The following is a 14836-nucleotide window of genomic DNA, read 5'->3' on the forward strand; positions in this document are numbered from 1 at the left end:
TCTGGAGAAACTGTGATGAATGACACCCTGAATCAACAGGAAGCCGTCTGGCAACAAATAGAAAATAACCCCCGTTTTCAGGAGCTGGTCCATAAGCGCCAGTCTTTTGCGCTGCTGCTGAGCATTATTATGCTGGTCCTGTATGTCGGGTTTATCCTGCTGATCGCGTTTGCGCCCGGCTGGCTCGGCACGCCGCTGCATGCCGGTACCAATGTGACGCGCGGTATTCCGATTGGCGTGGGCCTGATTGTGGTCTCTTTTCTGCTTACCGGCGTCTATGTCTGGCGCGCCAATGGCGAGTTTGATCGCCTGACTAAACAGATCGTCAGCGAGGTAAAATCATGAAGCGCGCGCTCCCGATTCTGCTGGCGCTGGCGCCAGCGGGCGTACTGGCGGCCGATGCGCTGACCGGCGACGTCCAGCAGCAGGCGACCAACTATGAAGCGATAATCATGTTTGTGGTGTTTGTCGCGTTCACGCTGGGTATTACCTGGTGGGCATCAAAGCGCACCCGCTCACGCAGCGACTACTACACCGCAGGCGGCAATATTACCGGCTTCCAGAATGGCCTGGCGATGGCGGGCGATTTTATGTCCGCCGCCTCATTTCTTGGTATTTCGGCGCTGGTCTATACCTCGGGCTATGACGGGCTGATCTATTCGCTCGGCTTTCTGGTCGGCTGGCCGATGATCCTGTTTCTGATCGCTGAGCGGCTGCGCAATCTCGGACGCTATACCTTTGCCGATGTGGCCTCCTACCGGCTGCAGCAGAAGCCGATCCGCACCCTCTCTGCCTGCGGTTCGCTGGTGGTGGTTGCGCTCTATCTGATTGCGCAGATGGTGGGGGCCGGCAAGCTTATCCAGCTGCTGTTCGGCCTTGATTATCATATCGCCGTGGTACTGGTTGGCATTCTGATGGTGCTCTATGTTCTGTTCGGCGGCATGCTCGCGACCACCTGGGTGCAGATCATCAAAGCGGTGCTGCTGCTGTTTGGTGCCAGCTTCATGGCGATTATGGTAATGAAAGCTACCGGTTTCAGCTTTAACGCGCTGTTTACGGAGGCGATGGCGGTCCATCCTAAAGGCGCGGCGATTATGCAGCCCGGCGGACTGGTGAAAGATCCTATCTCCGCCCTGTCGCTGGGGCTGGGGCTGATGTTTGGTACAGCGGGACTGCCACACATTCTGATGCGCTTCTTTACCGTGGCGGATGCGCGCGAGGCGCGTAAAAGCGTGTTCTGGGCAACCGGCTTTATGGGTTACTTCTATTTCCTGACCTTTATTATCGGCTTTGGTGCGATTCTGCTGGTGGGTGCAAACCCGCTGTTTAAAGACGCCAGCGGCGCCCTGATTGGCGGCACCAATATGGCAGCGGTGCATCTATCGAATGCGGTAGGCGGCAGCCTGTTCCTCGGCTTTATCTCGGCGGTAGCTTTCGCCACGATTCTGGCCGTTGTCGCCGGGCTGACGCTGGCGGGCGCGTCGGCAGTGTCGCACGATCTCTACGCCAGCGTGATCCGCAAAGGTCAGGCAACGGAGCGTGAAGAGCTGCGCGTCTCTAAAATTACCGTGCTGGTGCTGGGTGTGGTTGCCATTGCGCTGGGGATCCTGTTTGAGAAGCAGAACATCGCCTTTATGGTCGGTCTGGCCTTCTCTATTGCAGCCAGCTGCAATTTCCCGATTATTTTGCTCTCCATGTACTGGTCGAAACTCACCACACGCGGCGCGATGGTGGGCGGCTGGCTGGGACTGCTGACGGCGGTGGTGCTGATGATTCTGGGCCCTACCGTCTGGGTTCAGGTGCTGGGTCACGCTACCCCGGTCTATCCTTACGAGTACCCGGCGCTGTTCTCCATGCTGGTCGCTTTTGTCTGCACCTGGTTCTTTTCCATCACCGATCACTCCGCTCAGGGTGCACAGGAGCGCGCACGGTTCCGCGGACAGTTTATTCGTTCGCAAACCGGTATCGGTATTTCACAGGGGAAATCGCACTGATCGCAGCCGCACCGGGTTCGACACGGTCGCCATAAATGGCGTCATCGGATCCGGTGCGGGAATTGACCAGGGCGTCATGAATGGCGCCCCTACGGGGGTGATGTGGGGGGCGCATTTATGCGCCCCTGGTTTATTACGCGCACCGCATCGACCGCCATAAATCGCGTCATTCAGTCACGTGCGGGAATTGGCCAGGGCGTCATTAATGATGTCATCGGAACCGGGGCGGATATCAACCAGGGCGCCATTAATGGCGCCCCTGCGAGGTGATGTAGGGGGCGCATTTATGCGCCCCTGGTTTGCAGCGGCAGATCAGAAGCGGAGTGAGGCACCTACGTATGGGCCATCTACCAGCACGTTATCTTTGCGGCTGCCTTTATTGTTCAGCTCGATATACTGGTAGCCCACGCGCAGGTTCAGCAGTGAAACTGGCGTAAAGCTCAGGCCGCCTGACGCTTCCTGATAGCTGTCCAGACGATCGGAAAACGCCTCTGGCGCATAGTAATATTCACCATACAGGCCCCACATGCTGTTGAAGCTGTACTGTGCACCTGCACCCACGGCGATGGTGAAGCCATCACGGCCATCTTCCGGGTGCGTAAACAGCGCTTTTGCCGTCGGCGCGACGCGCAGATCGCCAACATCGATGTTATAGCCCAGACCTGCACCGTAGGTGCTGCCGTCATGGTCGCTGCGCAGCCAGTTACCTTTCAGAAACAGACCCGGAGAGGTAGTACCGAGGCCAAGGTTCAGGTTGGTGCTGTGCTCACCCACGTCAACACTGCCCTCAATCGCCTGTACGCTACCGCTCAGCAGTGCAAGGCCCAAAACGCTTCCGGTAACAAGTTGCTTGATCATGCTAATCCACTCCATGAAGTAAAAAATAAGTCGGCGCAAAGAGTAGTTAGCATAGTCGTCAGACACAACTTTTATTGGAAACCTTTACGTAAAATTAAATTACAATGGGAACGATTTATCGATAAACGTGTCACGCCTGCCACAGCAGATGGCTCAGAAGCGGCGCCAGCAGAACCGTGACGACGCCCGAAAGCATCATCACCAGGCTGGATACCACCCCCTCCTGCTGACCAATCTGATAGGCGCGCGCAGTTCCGGCACCGTGAGAGGCGGCACCCAGCCCGGCGCCTTTCGCCACCCCCTGTTTTATCGCGATGCGCAGAAAAAGAATATCCCCTGCCGCCATGCCAAACACGCCTGTGATCACCACAAACAGCGCGACCAGATCGGGCTGTCCGCCCATCGGACCGGCGGCGGCCAGCGCAAATGGCGTGGTGATTGAACGCACGGCCAGACTACGCTGAATACTCTCCGGCAGCGCCAGTAATCGCGCCAGCCAGACTGAGCTACACACGGCAACCGTGGTAGCGCACAGAACCCCCGCACTCAGCGACAGCCAGTGACGCCGGATGAGCGCCATGTTTTCATACACCGGCACGGCAAACGCCAGCGTGGCGGGTCCCAGCAGCCAGAGCAGCCAGTGACTCTCCGCAATATAGTTTTGCCAGCTGACATGCGTAATCAGCAGCAGCCCGACCAGTATCAGCGGCGTCAGCACCAGCGGCATCAGCATCAGCCGCCGCCAGCGCCGGTAGAGACGCTTGTTGAGGTAATAGACCAGCAGGGTGAGTGCCAGACAGAGCAGACTGATGATGGCGTTACTCATTGATATCCTGCCTGCGTGCCGCACGCGCCATTTCAAACCGGTAGAGGCGATCAACCACCAGCGATGTGACCGCCAGCACCAGCAGCGTGCTGATCGCAATCACGATAAAAATACGCCATCCCTCACTGCGCAGCAGATCGCTGTAATTGACCACCGCCACCACCGCCGGAATAAAAAACAGCAGCATTTCAGCCAGCAGCCAGTTTGCCCCGGCCCGGACCCAGCCCAGCGGCAATACGCGCAAAACAATCAATAACAGCAGCATAACCATGCCGAGTACATTTGCCGGTAGCGGCAGGTGCAGCCAGCGCACCAGAAGATCGCAGACGCTGAATAGCCCGATATAAAGCAGCAGCTGCAGCGGCAGTATCAGATGTTGTAACAGACGGGGGCGCGGATTAATGGCGGCAGCCATGGCGATCTCCGGTAAGGAATGTGAGAAACGCAGTATAAATCTGCCGCTAACCGTGAAAGAAATGAATTAAAATCATCCGGACTATGCCATTAAGGAATGATCATGGATATACGTGCCCTGCGCTACTTTGTCGCCGTAGTACAGCAGCAGAGCTTTACCCGTGCAGCAGAGCAGCTTTATGTTACGCAGCCCACCATCAGCAAAATGGTGCGCCAGCTGGAAGAGGAGCTGGGGTGCGCGCTGCTGCGGCGGGAGGGACGCCGTCTGCATCTCACCGACAGCGGTCAGGCGGTCTACCAGCGCGGTCTCGCGATCCTGCAGGAGTTTCATCAGTTGGAGGCGCAGATTGGTGATATCAATCAGCTGAAAACCGGTGAGCTGCGCCTGGGTATTCCGCCGATGGTGGGCATGCAGATTGCCGGCTCAATTTCAGCATTTCAGCGCCGCTATCCCGGCGTGCAGCTGCATATTGCAGAATCAGGTGGGCTGACCGCACAGCAGGCGGTGCTGAGCGGCGCGCTGGATATTGCGCTTACCGCCCTGCCGGTTGAGCCCGATTTACCGCTTAACACGCTGGAGCTGATGCGCCATCCGCTCTGCGTGCTGGTGTCGCGCAGCGCGGCCTGGCACGCCCGCCCGCATCTGACGCTGACAGAACTGGCGCAGCATCCGCTGCTGATCCTGAATGAAGAGTTTGCCCTTAACCGCCAGCTGATGCAGGCATTTCAGCGTGAAGGCGTAACGCCTCAGATTGCGCTGCGCAGCGGTCAGTGGGATTTTCTGGCTGCGATGGTGCAGGCGGGGATGGGCGTAGCCGTACTGCCGGAACCTATCTGTCAGCGGCTGGATCCGCAGTCGCTGGCGTGGCTGCCGCTGGCATCTGCGCTGGAGTGGCGTATCGGGTTGATCTGGCGTGAAGGGAGCTATCTGTCGCGCAGTGCGGAAGCCTGGATCAGCTGCTGTCGCACACACTGGCCGGATGATGCGCCGCGTCTGCAGGTGTGAGACGCGGCGGCATGCAAAGGAGGTTACTCCTCTTTCTCGATCAGTAGCGCTTCCAGCAGATCGAGATCGCGCAGCAGGCGCTGCATCGTTTCATTGGAAATCTGCTGCGTTGCGCGCAGGTGATACACTTCAGCACGCTCGGCGCGCAGCGCGGTCAGACGGAAACGACGCTCCAGGTTCTCAGCAAACAGTGCCTGATCCACGTCATCCTTGCCATCCACGCGGCGGCGCAGGTTGCCAATCACCCGCAGGCTGACCTCTTTAAGCAGCTCCGGATCGATATTCTCTTCGGTATCACTCTCCAGCCGCTGCTCCATCTTATGCAGGCTTTCAATCGCCACACCCGCCATCGCGGCTCGCGCATGCTGCAGTTCATGACGGTGGCCTGCTTTATCATGGCTGTCGATACCGCGCAGCAGGAGAGGCAGCAGGATAACGCCAACAAACAGCGAGAAGAGGATCACGCCGGTGGCGATGAATACCAGTTCATAACGCGCCGGGAAGGGCTCGCCATTACTGAGAAACAGCGGAATAGAGAGCACGCCCGCCAGCGTAATCGCACCGCGTACGCCCGCAAAAGAGGCAATCAGCAGCTCGCGCAGCGAGTAGTTTGAGAATTCCAGCGGTTTTTTCTTCAGCAGGCGCATGCTGGCGCGCTTCATGATCCAGAGCCAGCCAAAACGCACAATCATCAGCGCCGCATACACCAGCGCGACATCGGTAAACAGCATCCACAGCTCGACGTTGGGATCGGCATTCGCCTGCTCAACGGACGTCGCAAGGATATCCGGCAGCTGCAGGCCGAGCATCAGGAACACCATGCCGTTGAACACAAACTCCAGCATCTGCCAGACGCTGTTTGCGCGCAGGCGCATCGCCAGCGGCGCCTGACGGATGATGCCGGAGCGCGTGATGGTCATCCCGGCCGCGACGGCGGCAAGGATACCGGAGACGCCGAGATGTTCAGCAATCAGGTAGGAGGCAAACGGCAGCAGCAGCAGCAGCACGGTCTGCGTCGCCGGATCGTCTCCGCTCCAGCGGCTCAGCAGGCGCAGCGAGCGGCCATAGAGCCAGCAAACGGCCACGCCGGCAATCAGTCCGCCAATGGCCACTTTAAGAAACTCCACGCTGGCGCCGCCCCAGGTAAAGACCATGGTGCCCATCGCCACGGCGACCGCAAATTTCAGCGATACCAGGCCAGAGGCGTCGTTCATCAGCGCCTCACCCTGCACAATCGACATGATTTTCTTTGGGATGCGCCCTTCGCCAACGATACCCGACAGCGCCACGGCGTCGGTCGGTGACAGCACGGCTGCCAGTGCAAAAGCCGGGATCAGCGGAATACCCGGCACCAGCCAGTAGATCAGGTAGCCGATACCGACCACGGTGATGAGCACCAGTACCAGCGCCAGCCCGAGGATCTCGCGACCGTGGCTCAGAAACTCATTGATAGGCGTCTTCCAGCCGTCAGCAAACAGCAGCGGCGGGATAAACAGCACCAGAAAGAGTTCCGGATCGAAATCGACATGCAGGCCAAACGTGGGCCAGGCAAGTAAGGCACCCGCTGCGATCTGCACCAGCGGCAGCGGAATTTGAAACGGCAGGATTCTTGCCGCGACGCCGGAGAGTGACACCACCAGCGTCATAATGAGAATAGTAAAAAAGATTTCCATGCTTTCCTTAGGCGAATCGAAATGGTTAAAAGCGAGGGTCGTTACGCTAAAAAGTGTAAAACAAAACGCCGCACATAGGGGGACCCGATGTGCGGCGCTGGCAAAGTCAGGGGATTATCTGAAAATTACTGGAACCTGTGGTCAGATAGCCCAGCCTGCCGCATAAAAGGTGACCAGTGCAACAGCGATCGCTACCGTCCCCACGTTGAGTTTGCGCCACTCCCCGGCAAACAGACGGCCAATCACCAGCGAGGCGAAGCCCAGCATAATGCCGGTCACGATGTTACAGGTCAGCACAATAAACACCGCGGTCAGCAGGCCTGACATGGCATCTACAAAATCGCTGAAATCAATTTTTGCCACGTTGCTCAGCATCAGTAGCCCGACATACATCAGCGCCGGCGCGGTCGCATAGGCCGGCACCAGACCGGCAAGCGGCGACATGAACAGCATCAGCAGAAACAGTACGCCTACGACGATAGCGGTTAAGCCGGTTTTGCCACCCGCTGCCGTACCGGCTGCTGATTCAATATAGACTGCTGCCGGAGACGCACCGACCAGGCCGGCAAACAGGCTGCTGAGGGAGTCGCTGGTCAGCGCCCGGCCGCCATTGAGGATCTGCCCTTCTTTATCCAGCAGATTGGCCTGCCCGGCAACCGCACGAATGGTGCCGGTCGCATCGAATACCGCTGTCATAACCAGCGCCAGAACGCTGGGCAGTACGGCTGGCTGCAGCGCGCCTGCGATATCCAGACTGAACATCGCTGACTGACCGCTGGCATCCTTCAGGCTTGGCATCGCAAACAGCCCCTGCCAGGTCACCGCCGGATCAAACACAAGCCCAATCAGTGAGATAGCCAGTATAGTCAGCAGGATGCCGCCAGGTACGCGGCGTTTTTCCAGGCCAAAGATTGCCGCCAGACCCACCAGCGACATGATGACCGGAAACGCGGTAAAATCGCCCAGCGCCACCGGCAAGCCTGCGGCCGGGTTTTTTACCACCAGGCCAATACCGTCTGCTGCAATCAGCAGTAAAAACAGGCCGATACCAACCCCGGTACCGTGCGCCACGCCCATCGGCAGATTGCGTAAGATCCAGGCGCGGATACCGGTTACCGAGATAAACGTAAACAGTAATCCCATCAGGAATACGGCGCCCAGCGCGACCGGTACGCTGATGTGCTGCCCAAGGACCAGGCTGAATGCAGTGAAGGCGGTCAGCGAGATAGCACAGCCGATAGCCAGCGGCAGATTGGCCCAGAGTCCCATCAGCAGGGAGCCAAACCCGGCGACCAGGCAGGTGGCAACAAATACCGCCGTAGGGGAAAAGCCCGCTTTACCAAGCATGCCCGGTACCACAATAACCGAGTAGACCATGGCCAGGAAGGTGGTAAGCCCCGCCAGCACTTCCTGCCGCACGTTGCTGCCGCGTGCTGAAATGTGGAACCAGGCGTCCAGTTTTCCACTGGCCGGGCGTGAGTCGCCAGACATAATTATTCCTCTGCATATTTTAGATGTAAGTCGCCGCACAGCTGCCGCTTACGCATCACCCTGGTGGGGATTTCTCAAAGAGAAAAGAGGCGCAAACGATTACGCAGCTATGTACTTCCCGTCAAAGAGGGGGAGATAAAATGGCAGGCGATTATCTGGCGTTTGGGGTAACGTTTTCAACTGTTAATCGTCACCGGACTGGAGAAAGCACGCCTGCGGTGACGGCGGACCAATTCGGGGCGCATTAATGCGCCCCCTACGATTACCGGATTCCGGGCCGGCGTCAGTCGCTGAATTTAATCGGGCCGCCCTGCTTCAGCGCCCGCTGCCAGGCGGCGCGCTGCTGCATCTCTTCCAGCCAGCGGGTGGTGGCAGGCAGATCGTGCAGGCCGCCGCGCATCTGAAGCGCCAGCAGCGGAAAACTCATCTGAACATCAGCGATGCTGAAACGCGAACCGGCAAAAAACGCATGCTGACTTAAATGCTGTTCAATCACGCGGGTATGCAACGCCAGCTGCTTATTCAGCCAGGCTTTCTCCATTCCTTTACGCATGGCGCCACCGATCGGGCGCAGCAGCCAGGGAACCGGTTTTTTGCTTAGCTGCGCAAAAACCAGCTTGATGATCAGCAGCGGCATCAGCGATCCCTCGGCATAATGCAGCCAGTAGCGTCCCTGAATCTGTTCATCTTCATTGCTCAGCGTCAGCTGCTGCTCGCTGTCATACTTCAGCTGCAGATACTCCAGAATGGCGCCGGATTCAGCAATAACGCGGTTGCCATCGGCTATTACCGGTGATTTCCCCAGCGGATGCACCTTTTTCAGCTCATCGGGTGCCAGCATCGTATTTTCCCGCTGATAACGTTTGATCTGATACGGCACCGCCAGCTCTTCCAGCAGCCATAACACACGATGCGAACGGGAGTTTTCCAGATGATGAACGGTGATCATGTACAGCTCCTTGCTGATAAAGGTATCGCACCAGTATAGCGGATTAACGCCCCTGCTCATCCTGCTCCGGGTCAAGCAGCACGGCGCCTGAACCCTGCTGCGCCAGCCGGTCGCCGGGGTTGCGTAACGGACAGTCGCGCATCGACAAACAGCCACAGCCAATACATCCGTCCAGATCGTTCCGCAGCCGCGTCAGCGTCTCAATGCGTTTATCCAGCTCCTCACGCCAGTGCTGCGTCAGTGCATCCCACTCCTGCGTCGACATCCGTTTATTCGCCGGGACATGCATCAGGCTCTCACTCACCGTCGCCAGCGGAATACCGATACGCTGCGCAATTTTAATAATCGCCACGCGGCGCAGTACATCACGGCTGTAGCGTCGCTGATTGCCATTATTACGGGTGCTGGAGATCAATCCTTTGGTTTCATAAAAGTGCAGTGCCGAGACCGCTACGCCGCTACGTTTTGCCACTTCTCCTGGCGTCAGCACCGGCTTTGGATAGTTACGCTCTTTTTTTACCATCAGCCTTTACCTCAAGTTAACTTGAGGAACTATACTCGCTCACCATCAAAAGTACGAATTTCTCACCGGGTAATACCCCTTCAGAAGGATGAGGCTATGATGCAACAGGAAATCATTCATTCACTGACTAACTGGATCGATCAGAATCTGGATAAAGCACTGTCGATTGATGATGTGGCAGCAAAATCGGGTTACTCAAAATGGCACCTGCAGCGTATGTTCCGTACCGTGACGAAACAGACGCTGGGTGGCTATATTCGTGAACGGCGTCTGACGATGGCGGCAGAAGCGCTGCTGCAGACGCAGCGACCGGTTTTTGATATCGCTATGCAGTATGGTTACGATTCGCAGCAAACCTTTTCGCGCGTGTTCCGCCGGCAGTTTTCGCAGACGCCTACGGCCTATCGTCACGCCATGCGTCGTCAGGCGATTGCGCAACGGCCTCGCCTGCTTAGCTTTGACTGCAGCGACAATATGAACAGCTTCGCCCAGCGCACCACCGGTGAATGCTGCCCTGTCCGGTAATCAGCGCGCCTGCTTCAGGCGCTCTCTTCCAGCTTTAGCCGCGCGTCCCAGCCCGCCTTCGCGGGTACAAAATTTGTTCAAAAATTCAAATCCGCTGATATAATGTGATCCAAATCACACTCAATCCGACGTGAGAGCGTTTCCTGACGCGCTCTTTGCCGTCAGTGATGTCCGGTTAATGTCAGGGATATCACTGATTCGAAGAGGTTTTGCGTTAATGGCTACGTTAACAACCAGTTTACTGGTAATGCGCTGGGGTATTCTGAGCGCCGTTCTGATGTTTCTCGCCAGCTCAATGAAAATAAAACTGCTGCAAAAGAGCCATCCGGTTATGGCGCTGCTGTGTGGCGGTCTGGGCGTGGGGATGTCGTGCTGGTTTGTGACCGGACTGCTGGGTATTACGCTGAGCATGGAGAACGTGCACAACTTTATGCAGATTGGCAAACAGGCTTTTATCGATGTGATGAGTCAGGCGCCGACTGAGTGGCCAATTCCCTGAATAGTATGCATAAAAAACCCCGCGCTGCGGGGTTCTTTATATTGCTGTGCGATCAAATTTTCTTCAACACGGCGGGAATACCGACTTCCGCAACCGAAACGCCCGGTCTCTTCGTACCGCGACGATCCTGAATCCACATATCACCCATCATCTGGTCCAGCCCGCGGTCCAGACCCGTTACCAGTCCGGCACCCGGCGTGAAGGTCAGCTCACCAAAGTAGATCTCTTCACCGTGGATATACCAGTCAACGCGGACATAGTCGAAATCGCTGGCCAGCGTCTTGCTCAGCGCCAGCGCCTTCTGCAGCTGCGGCAGAATAGGCTCAACATCCAGACCGGTATCGCGGATCTTATGATACGCCTCGTTCAGATTGTTGACGTAAAAGTTCATCGACAACAGCGGGTTGCAGCGGTTGTAGATCACCTGCAGCACATATTCAAAACTGCCATCGCGCTTATTGAACATGTGAAATTTGTAGTCAATCGGCGCACTTTTGCCATCGCCAATGTACTGCTCTACCAGAATCCGCGGCTTGATGTAGCGATAGTGGATCTCACGCGCTTCATTAGCGAAGTCCGTTTTCAGCCAGCGATGACAGTCGCTGATGATCTGCTGCTTCTTCAGCGCATCCGGCTCTTCCAGCAGGATCTCAACCATGTTGGAACCATGGTTAGGCTTGATCACAGTATTCTTCCACTGCGACAGCGTGTGAAGCGAATGCGGATCGCTGGTCTCGTAAACCAGCGGGATCAGATACTCACTGCCTACCTTCTCAGCAATGTATTCGCGTACTGAATACTTGTCCGACAGGCGACCATAGATTTGATAGTCGCCATACACAAATTTGCGATACAGCACCTTCTCGTTAAACACCTTTGGCTCGCGCAGATTAGGCAGCTTACGGAATTTACGGAAGTAGTAGATGCGATCCTGCGTAGCCCAGGGCATCTTCTTGATAAAATACTGAACGCTTCTTCTGAGTTCTTCTTTCAACCTGAGCATATCTGACCTCATTTGTAGGTTTTGTAGTTGAGTGAGGAAACCTGAATTTTTTGAATGACGCCGTTTTTAAAGAAGTAATTCATTACGGTAAGGGAGAGCAGCTCAGTGATGAAGACGCTCCAGGCGGCACCCATAATGCCGTACCCCTGGATCAGCCACCATGAGAGCGGCAGGCTGATAACCATCAGGCAGAGGATCTTCTTCAGCAGATAGTTAAACCCGCCCTCTTTGACCATGTAGCGGTAAGCTACGGTCCCCATTGCCGAAAAGCAGGTTGCTAACGACAGTAACGTAACGAGACTTCCCGATTGTGTGTACTCGTGACCATATAACGCGATGATGATCTTCTCGCCAAACATGGCGATCACCGCCAATAACAGCAATGAAACTCCCATGACATAGCCGTTCAGCCGCGCGGTGAGTTTGATTGCGGCTGCTCCACGCTCACGGAAAATTTCCGAAAAGCAGGAAGTGATGATGGCAACCGGGATAAAAATCCAGGAAGCCGAAATGGTGTTAGCCGCGGCGAACAGGCCCAGATCGCGGGCGGAAGCGATACCGGCCAGAAACATCTGCGCCGCTTTTACCTGCACGGAGATAAAAATGCTGGAGATAGCGAGCGGCAGACCGGCATACATCAGGTAGCGCAGATAGGTAGTGCGTTTCTGCTGCGGCGGCGCAATGTCCTGATGCTCACGGTAAAAATTGATGCGCTTGATGAGATAAGGCACCAGCGTTACCGCCACGATGGATATGGTCAGCCACAGCGGATTGAGATGCAGCCACGCGATGGTAAAGCTCAGCGCGAAGCCAAGCAGCAGTCCCACTGAGTTAGCCAGCGTATTGAGCCGCGACGCGAGACGCGCATTGTTGTAGACGCTAAAAGTGTCCTGCGTTACAAATACCGAGGAGATAAATGAGGCCAGTGCAAATGCGAGAAAATTCTCCTGCATGTTGTACCAGACCCAAATCAAGACCGGAATGGAGGTCAGCAGCAGCAGCGCGAGGCGCATGGTGCGCGCCACGGCCATCAGACGCAGACCTTTAGGCGCACTTTTGCTGATGCGCTTAAACAGGATGGTTTCGGTACCGAAAATCGCCACGGTCTGCACCATGGAGAATAGCGAAGCTGAAAATGCCATCTGGCCAAATATGGTCGGGCCAAACGATTTTGCCACATAGGAGGTGACAAAGATGACGCCGAACACCGAGACGACTTTTTCAGACATCATCCAGACGGCATTAGACATTACGCTCAATTTCATTGACTGGTCCTTAGTATTACTTACAGCAACTGCCTTGCGGTAAAACGTCCTTGAAATGAATTAACAAGCGCTCAGTGGGCCTGACAAAAATTAATAACTTCAAACCAGGCTGGTCCGAAAAATGAGACTCGCGTCAGGATTTAGAAGAGAAATTCAGGAAAATTCTGATTAAATCTGGTGCGAATTTCAGCGGATGTAAACGATTTCAACCCGAATTCGAGACAAAAGTTTACTGGCACGCCCTCTCTTTTTTGCAAGAAAGCTGTACCGAATATCCAATGTTTGTCGTATTTTTCTGCATTTGGGATGGAATGAATCTATATCAAAAAGCCAATGCCAGGAAGATGTTCATTGGCATTCATAATAAAATAAGATTTATCCCATGATGATATTTATTCTAAATATCTTAATTTATCCCTCGCAATTCAAATCGCGCACTTTAATACTGCATTAATACCGTTTTTGCAGTACCAGATATTAATACAGTAATTCTCATCCACTAATTGATAAGAAAGGTAAGAGCATTTATGAGAAAGTCACGATATAGCGAAGAGCAAATCACAAATGCCATTAAAGCTTCTGAAACAGGAGTAAAAGTCAGGGAGATTTGTGAAGAGCTCGGCATTTCAGAGGCTACCTTCTACAGCTGGAAGAAGAAATTTTCAGGCCTTTCTTCTGAAGAAGGAAGAAAGATCAAGGAGTTAGAGGACAAACTACAGAACCTTACCCGCGAACTGCAAACGCTGAGTTCCGATAAAGAGATGCTGCAGAGCGTGCTCAAAAACTTCTTTACCACCAATGAAAAGCGTCAGGCAGTCAACTTTTTGCAGACAACCTTTGATATTGGAACCCGCCGCAGCTGTCGTTTGCTCGACATCAGCCGCAGCGTTTACCACTATCCGTCAGGATCAGAAAATCGCTAATAGTTGTAAGGCCGCTGTTATTTGACTAAATGCTGAGATTTGTTCTTACCAGAAGAGATGAAGATCATTTAATCCGGCGTTCACAATATAACAATTCGCACCTCTTTTTCCTGATGAGTAATGGCAGGAAAATGCTTCTTTTTTTGCGGTAAAATTGATTCACACCAGCAAAAGTCTTGTAGTTTAAGCCATTTAGACGTTGCCCAATCTCATTGCGGTGAGATTGGCGCTTCGTTTATTGCATTAATGCCACTGTTGCTGGCCTTAAATCACAGTTGTTTTTAGTTAGCACAACTGAACATCTCCTCCGGCTGCACCACTTTTCCCCTCTCATTTATCCTGGCCCTGACGGTTGCGCTTAAAAATCGGCGCGTCGCGTGGGATAAACAATTTATGATTTAATTTCTCCAGGAATTTTCCCGCCCAAAAACGTAATGAGCTTTAAACTATGTAAGATAAAAAGCGATATGATCGATAAATAACATTCGGTTATTTGTCGCTGGTTTTAATATTTTTATGCGGAATGTGACCGGGATCATTCTTAACCGCAGCGCTCTCGCTTGATACCTGAATGGTTTTTCTTACCATTAAACAGGGCCATTCTCTGATTAAAACCGGGGGCAGCAGAGCGGTTCCAGCCAATTTTTATTCTCATTTCGTCTCATCAATATGCAACTGCTGCTCTGTTTTGCATAAAAAACAGACGTCCTGACACATTTATCATCGGGGTAAGCACGCCATAGCAGCCGGGCTTTATGTCAAAAGGTGATTAAAAGACAACCTGTCTGCCTGCTCAGGAGCATATAGCAGCGGATGTGCAGGCGATAAGGCGGGTAAATCAGGCAAAAGCGGGTGGGCTAAATTCTTAAAAACGCCGGTATAACACT

At 54.6% G+C, this 14836-nt stretch carries 15 protein-coding genes; 6 read left to right on the plus strand and 9 right to left on the minus strand.

Annotated elements, in window-relative coordinates; all coding sequences use genetic code 11:
* The first annotated feature begins 15 nt into the window (after positions 1–15).
* Both C1Y41_RS13425 and C1Y41_RS13430 read left to right on the plus strand, forming a co-directional pair.
* The gene (locus C1Y41_RS13425; protein WP_094111309.1) at positions 16–345 is read left to right on the plus strand and encodes a DUF485 domain-containing protein; all 330 of its coding nucleotides are present in this window, start codon (positions 16–18) and stop codon (positions 343–345) included.
* Entirely contained in the window at positions 342–1994 is a 1653-nt protein-coding gene (locus C1Y41_RS13430; RefSeq protein ID WP_104085609.1) for a cation acetate symporter, read from the plus strand. Before C1Y41_RS13425 ends, C1Y41_RS13430 begins: the two co-directional genes overlap by 4 nt.
* A 312-nt stretch (positions 1995–2306) precedes the next feature.
* Here the strand turns inward: C1Y41_RS13430 and C1Y41_RS13435 are convergent, their stop codons facing one another.
* The 3 genes from C1Y41_RS13435 to C1Y41_RS13445 form a co-directional block, all read right to left on the minus strand.
* On the minus strand, positions 2307–2852 hold the full coding sequence (locus tag C1Y41_RS13435) for a YfaZ family outer membrane protein (protein ID WP_039382044.1): 546 nt from the start codon (positions 2850–2852) through the stop codon (positions 2307–2309).
* 130 nt (positions 2853–2982) lie between these two features.
* Positions 2983–3678 carry an LrgB family protein gene (locus C1Y41_RS13440; protein WP_104085610.1) on the minus strand — a complete coding sequence of 232 codons (696 nt, stop codon included), beginning with the start codon at positions 3676–3678 and terminating at the stop codon, positions 2983–2985.
* Complete coding sequence (locus C1Y41_RS13445) at positions 3671–4093, minus strand: CidA/LrgA family protein (RefSeq protein ID WP_104085611.1); 423 nt, start codon at positions 4091–4093, stop codon at positions 3671–3673. The genes C1Y41_RS13440 and C1Y41_RS13445 overlap by 8 nt, the downstream gene beginning before the upstream one ends.
* Positions 4094–4195: 102 nt before the next feature.
* Here C1Y41_RS13445 and C1Y41_RS13450 point away from each other — a divergent pair, with 102 nt between their 5' ends.
* Positions 4196–5098, plus strand: coding sequence for a LysR family transcriptional regulator (locus C1Y41_RS13450; RefSeq protein ID WP_071668445.1), 903 nt, complete (start codon positions 4196–4198; stop codon positions 5096–5098).
* Positions 5099–5121: 23 nt separating this feature from the next.
* Here C1Y41_RS13450 and C1Y41_RS13455 read toward each other — a convergent pair whose 3' ends face one another.
* The 4 genes from C1Y41_RS13455 to soxR all read right to left on the minus strand — a co-directional run bounded on the left by C1Y41_RS13455 (position 5122) and on the right by soxR (position 9734).
* Positions 5122–6771, minus strand: a complete 1650-nt coding sequence (locus C1Y41_RS13455; RefSeq protein ID WP_039382034.1) for a Na+/H+ antiporter — start codon at positions 6769–6771, stop codon at positions 5122–5124.
* Positions 6772–6912: 141 nt separating this feature from the next.
* Positions 6913–8262 (minus strand): NCS2 family permease, encoded by a 1350-nt coding sequence (locus C1Y41_RS13460; protein WP_094111306.1) that lies wholly within the window; start codon positions 8260–8262, stop codon positions 6913–6915.
* A 283-nt stretch (positions 8263–8545) separates the two neighbouring features.
* Positions 8546–9211, minus strand: coding sequence for a glutathione S-transferase family protein (locus tag C1Y41_RS13465; protein WP_104085639.1), 666 nt, complete (start codon positions 9209–9211; stop codon positions 8546–8548).
* Between the two features lie 43 nt (positions 9212–9254).
* Complete coding sequence (gene soxR / locus C1Y41_RS13470; protein WP_039382028.1) at positions 9255–9734, minus strand: redox-sensitive transcriptional activator SoxR; 480 nt, start codon at positions 9732–9734, stop codon at positions 9255–9257.
* 96 nt (positions 9735–9830) lie between these two features.
* Here soxR and soxS point away from each other — a divergent pair, with 96 nt between their 5' ends.
* Positions 9831–10259 carry a superoxide response transcriptional regulator SoxS gene (gene soxS / locus C1Y41_RS13475; protein WP_039382026.1) on the plus strand — a complete coding sequence of 143 codons (429 nt, stop codon included), beginning with the start codon at positions 9831–9833 and terminating at the stop codon, positions 10257–10259.
* A gap of 217 nt (positions 10260–10476) precedes the next feature.
* On the plus strand, positions 10477–10758 hold the full coding sequence (locus C1Y41_RS13480; RefSeq protein ID WP_104085612.1) for a YjcB family protein: 282 nt from the start codon (positions 10477–10479) through the stop codon (positions 10756–10758).
* Between the two features lie 52 nt (positions 10759–10810).
* On the opposite strand, the gene C1Y41_RS13485 is transcribed toward C1Y41_RS13480, so the two are convergent.
* Complete coding sequence (locus C1Y41_RS13485; RefSeq protein ID WP_039382021.1) at positions 10811–11761, minus strand: ATP-grasp fold amidoligase family protein; 951 nt, start codon at positions 11759–11761, stop codon at positions 10811–10813.
* A gap of 8 nt (positions 11762–11769) precedes the next feature.
* Entirely contained in the window at positions 11770–13026 is a 1257-nt protein-coding gene (locus tag C1Y41_RS13490; protein ID WP_104085613.1) for a polysaccharide biosynthesis C-terminal domain-containing protein, read from the minus strand.
* Positions 13027–13553: 527 nt separating this feature from the next.
* On the opposite strand from C1Y41_RS13490, the gene C1Y41_RS13495 reads away from it, so the two are divergent.
* Positions 13554–13949, plus strand: coding sequence for a transposase (locus tag C1Y41_RS13495; RefSeq protein WP_039382017.1), 396 nt, complete (start codon positions 13554–13556; stop codon positions 13947–13949).
* Positions 13950–14836 lie beyond the last annotated feature (887 nt).

Source organism: Pantoea sp. ICBG 1758 (genome assembly GCF_002928325.1).
Lineage (GTDB): Bacteria > Pseudomonadota > Gammaproteobacteria > Enterobacterales > Enterobacteriaceae > Pantoea > Pantoea eucrina.

Coding starts and splice junctions, on each gene's coding strand:
- soxR (WP_039382028.1), bottom strand. CDS start 9,734: ATGGTAAAAAAAGAGCGTAACTATCCAAAGCCGGTGCTGACGCCAGGA.
- C1Y41_RS13435 (WP_039382044.1), bottom strand. CDS start 2,852: ATGATCAAGCAACTTGTTACCGGAAGCGTTTTGGGCCTTGCACTGCTG.
- C1Y41_RS13465 (WP_104085639.1), bottom strand. CDS start 9,211: ATGATCACCGTTCATCATCTGGAAAACTCCCGTTCGCATCGTGTGTTA.
- C1Y41_RS13495 (WP_039382017.1), top strand. CDS start 13,554: ATGAGAAAGTCACGATATAGCGAAGAGCAAATCACAAATGCCATTAAA.
- C1Y41_RS13425 (WP_094111309.1), top strand. CDS start 16: ATGAATGACACCCTGAATCAACAGGAAGCCGTCTGGCAACAAATAGAA.
- C1Y41_RS13450 (WP_071668445.1), top strand. CDS start 4,196: ATGGATATACGTGCCCTGCGCTACTTTGTCGCCGTAGTACAGCAGCAG.
- C1Y41_RS13430 (WP_104085609.1), top strand. CDS start 342: ATGAAGCGCGCGCTCCCGATTCTGCTGGCGCTGGCGCCAGCGGGCGTA.
- C1Y41_RS13490 (WP_104085613.1), bottom strand. CDS start 13,026: ATGAAATTGAGCGTAATGTCTAATGCCGTCTGGATGATGTCTGAAAAA.
- C1Y41_RS13480 (WP_104085612.1), top strand. CDS start 10,477: ATGGCTACGTTAACAACCAGTTTACTGGTAATGCGCTGGGGTATTCTG.
- soxS (WP_039382026.1), top strand. CDS start 9,831: ATGATGCAACAGGAAATCATTCATTCACTGACTAACTGGATCGATCAG.
- C1Y41_RS13460 (WP_094111306.1), bottom strand. CDS start 8,262: ATGTCTGGCGACTCACGCCCGGCCAGTGGAAAACTGGACGCCTGGTTC.
- C1Y41_RS13445 (WP_104085611.1), bottom strand. CDS start 4,093: ATGGCTGCCGCCATTAATCCGCGCCCCCGTCTGTTACAACATCTGATA.
- C1Y41_RS13485 (WP_039382021.1), bottom strand. CDS start 11,761: ATGCTCAGGTTGAAAGAAGAACTCAGAAGAAGCGTTCAGTATTTTATC.
- C1Y41_RS13440 (WP_104085610.1), bottom strand. CDS start 3,678: ATGAGTAACGCCATCATCAGTCTGCTCTGTCTGGCACTCACCCTGCTG.
- C1Y41_RS13455 (WP_039382034.1), bottom strand. CDS start 6,771: ATGGAAATCTTTTTTACTATTCTCATTATGACGCTGGTGGTGTCACTC.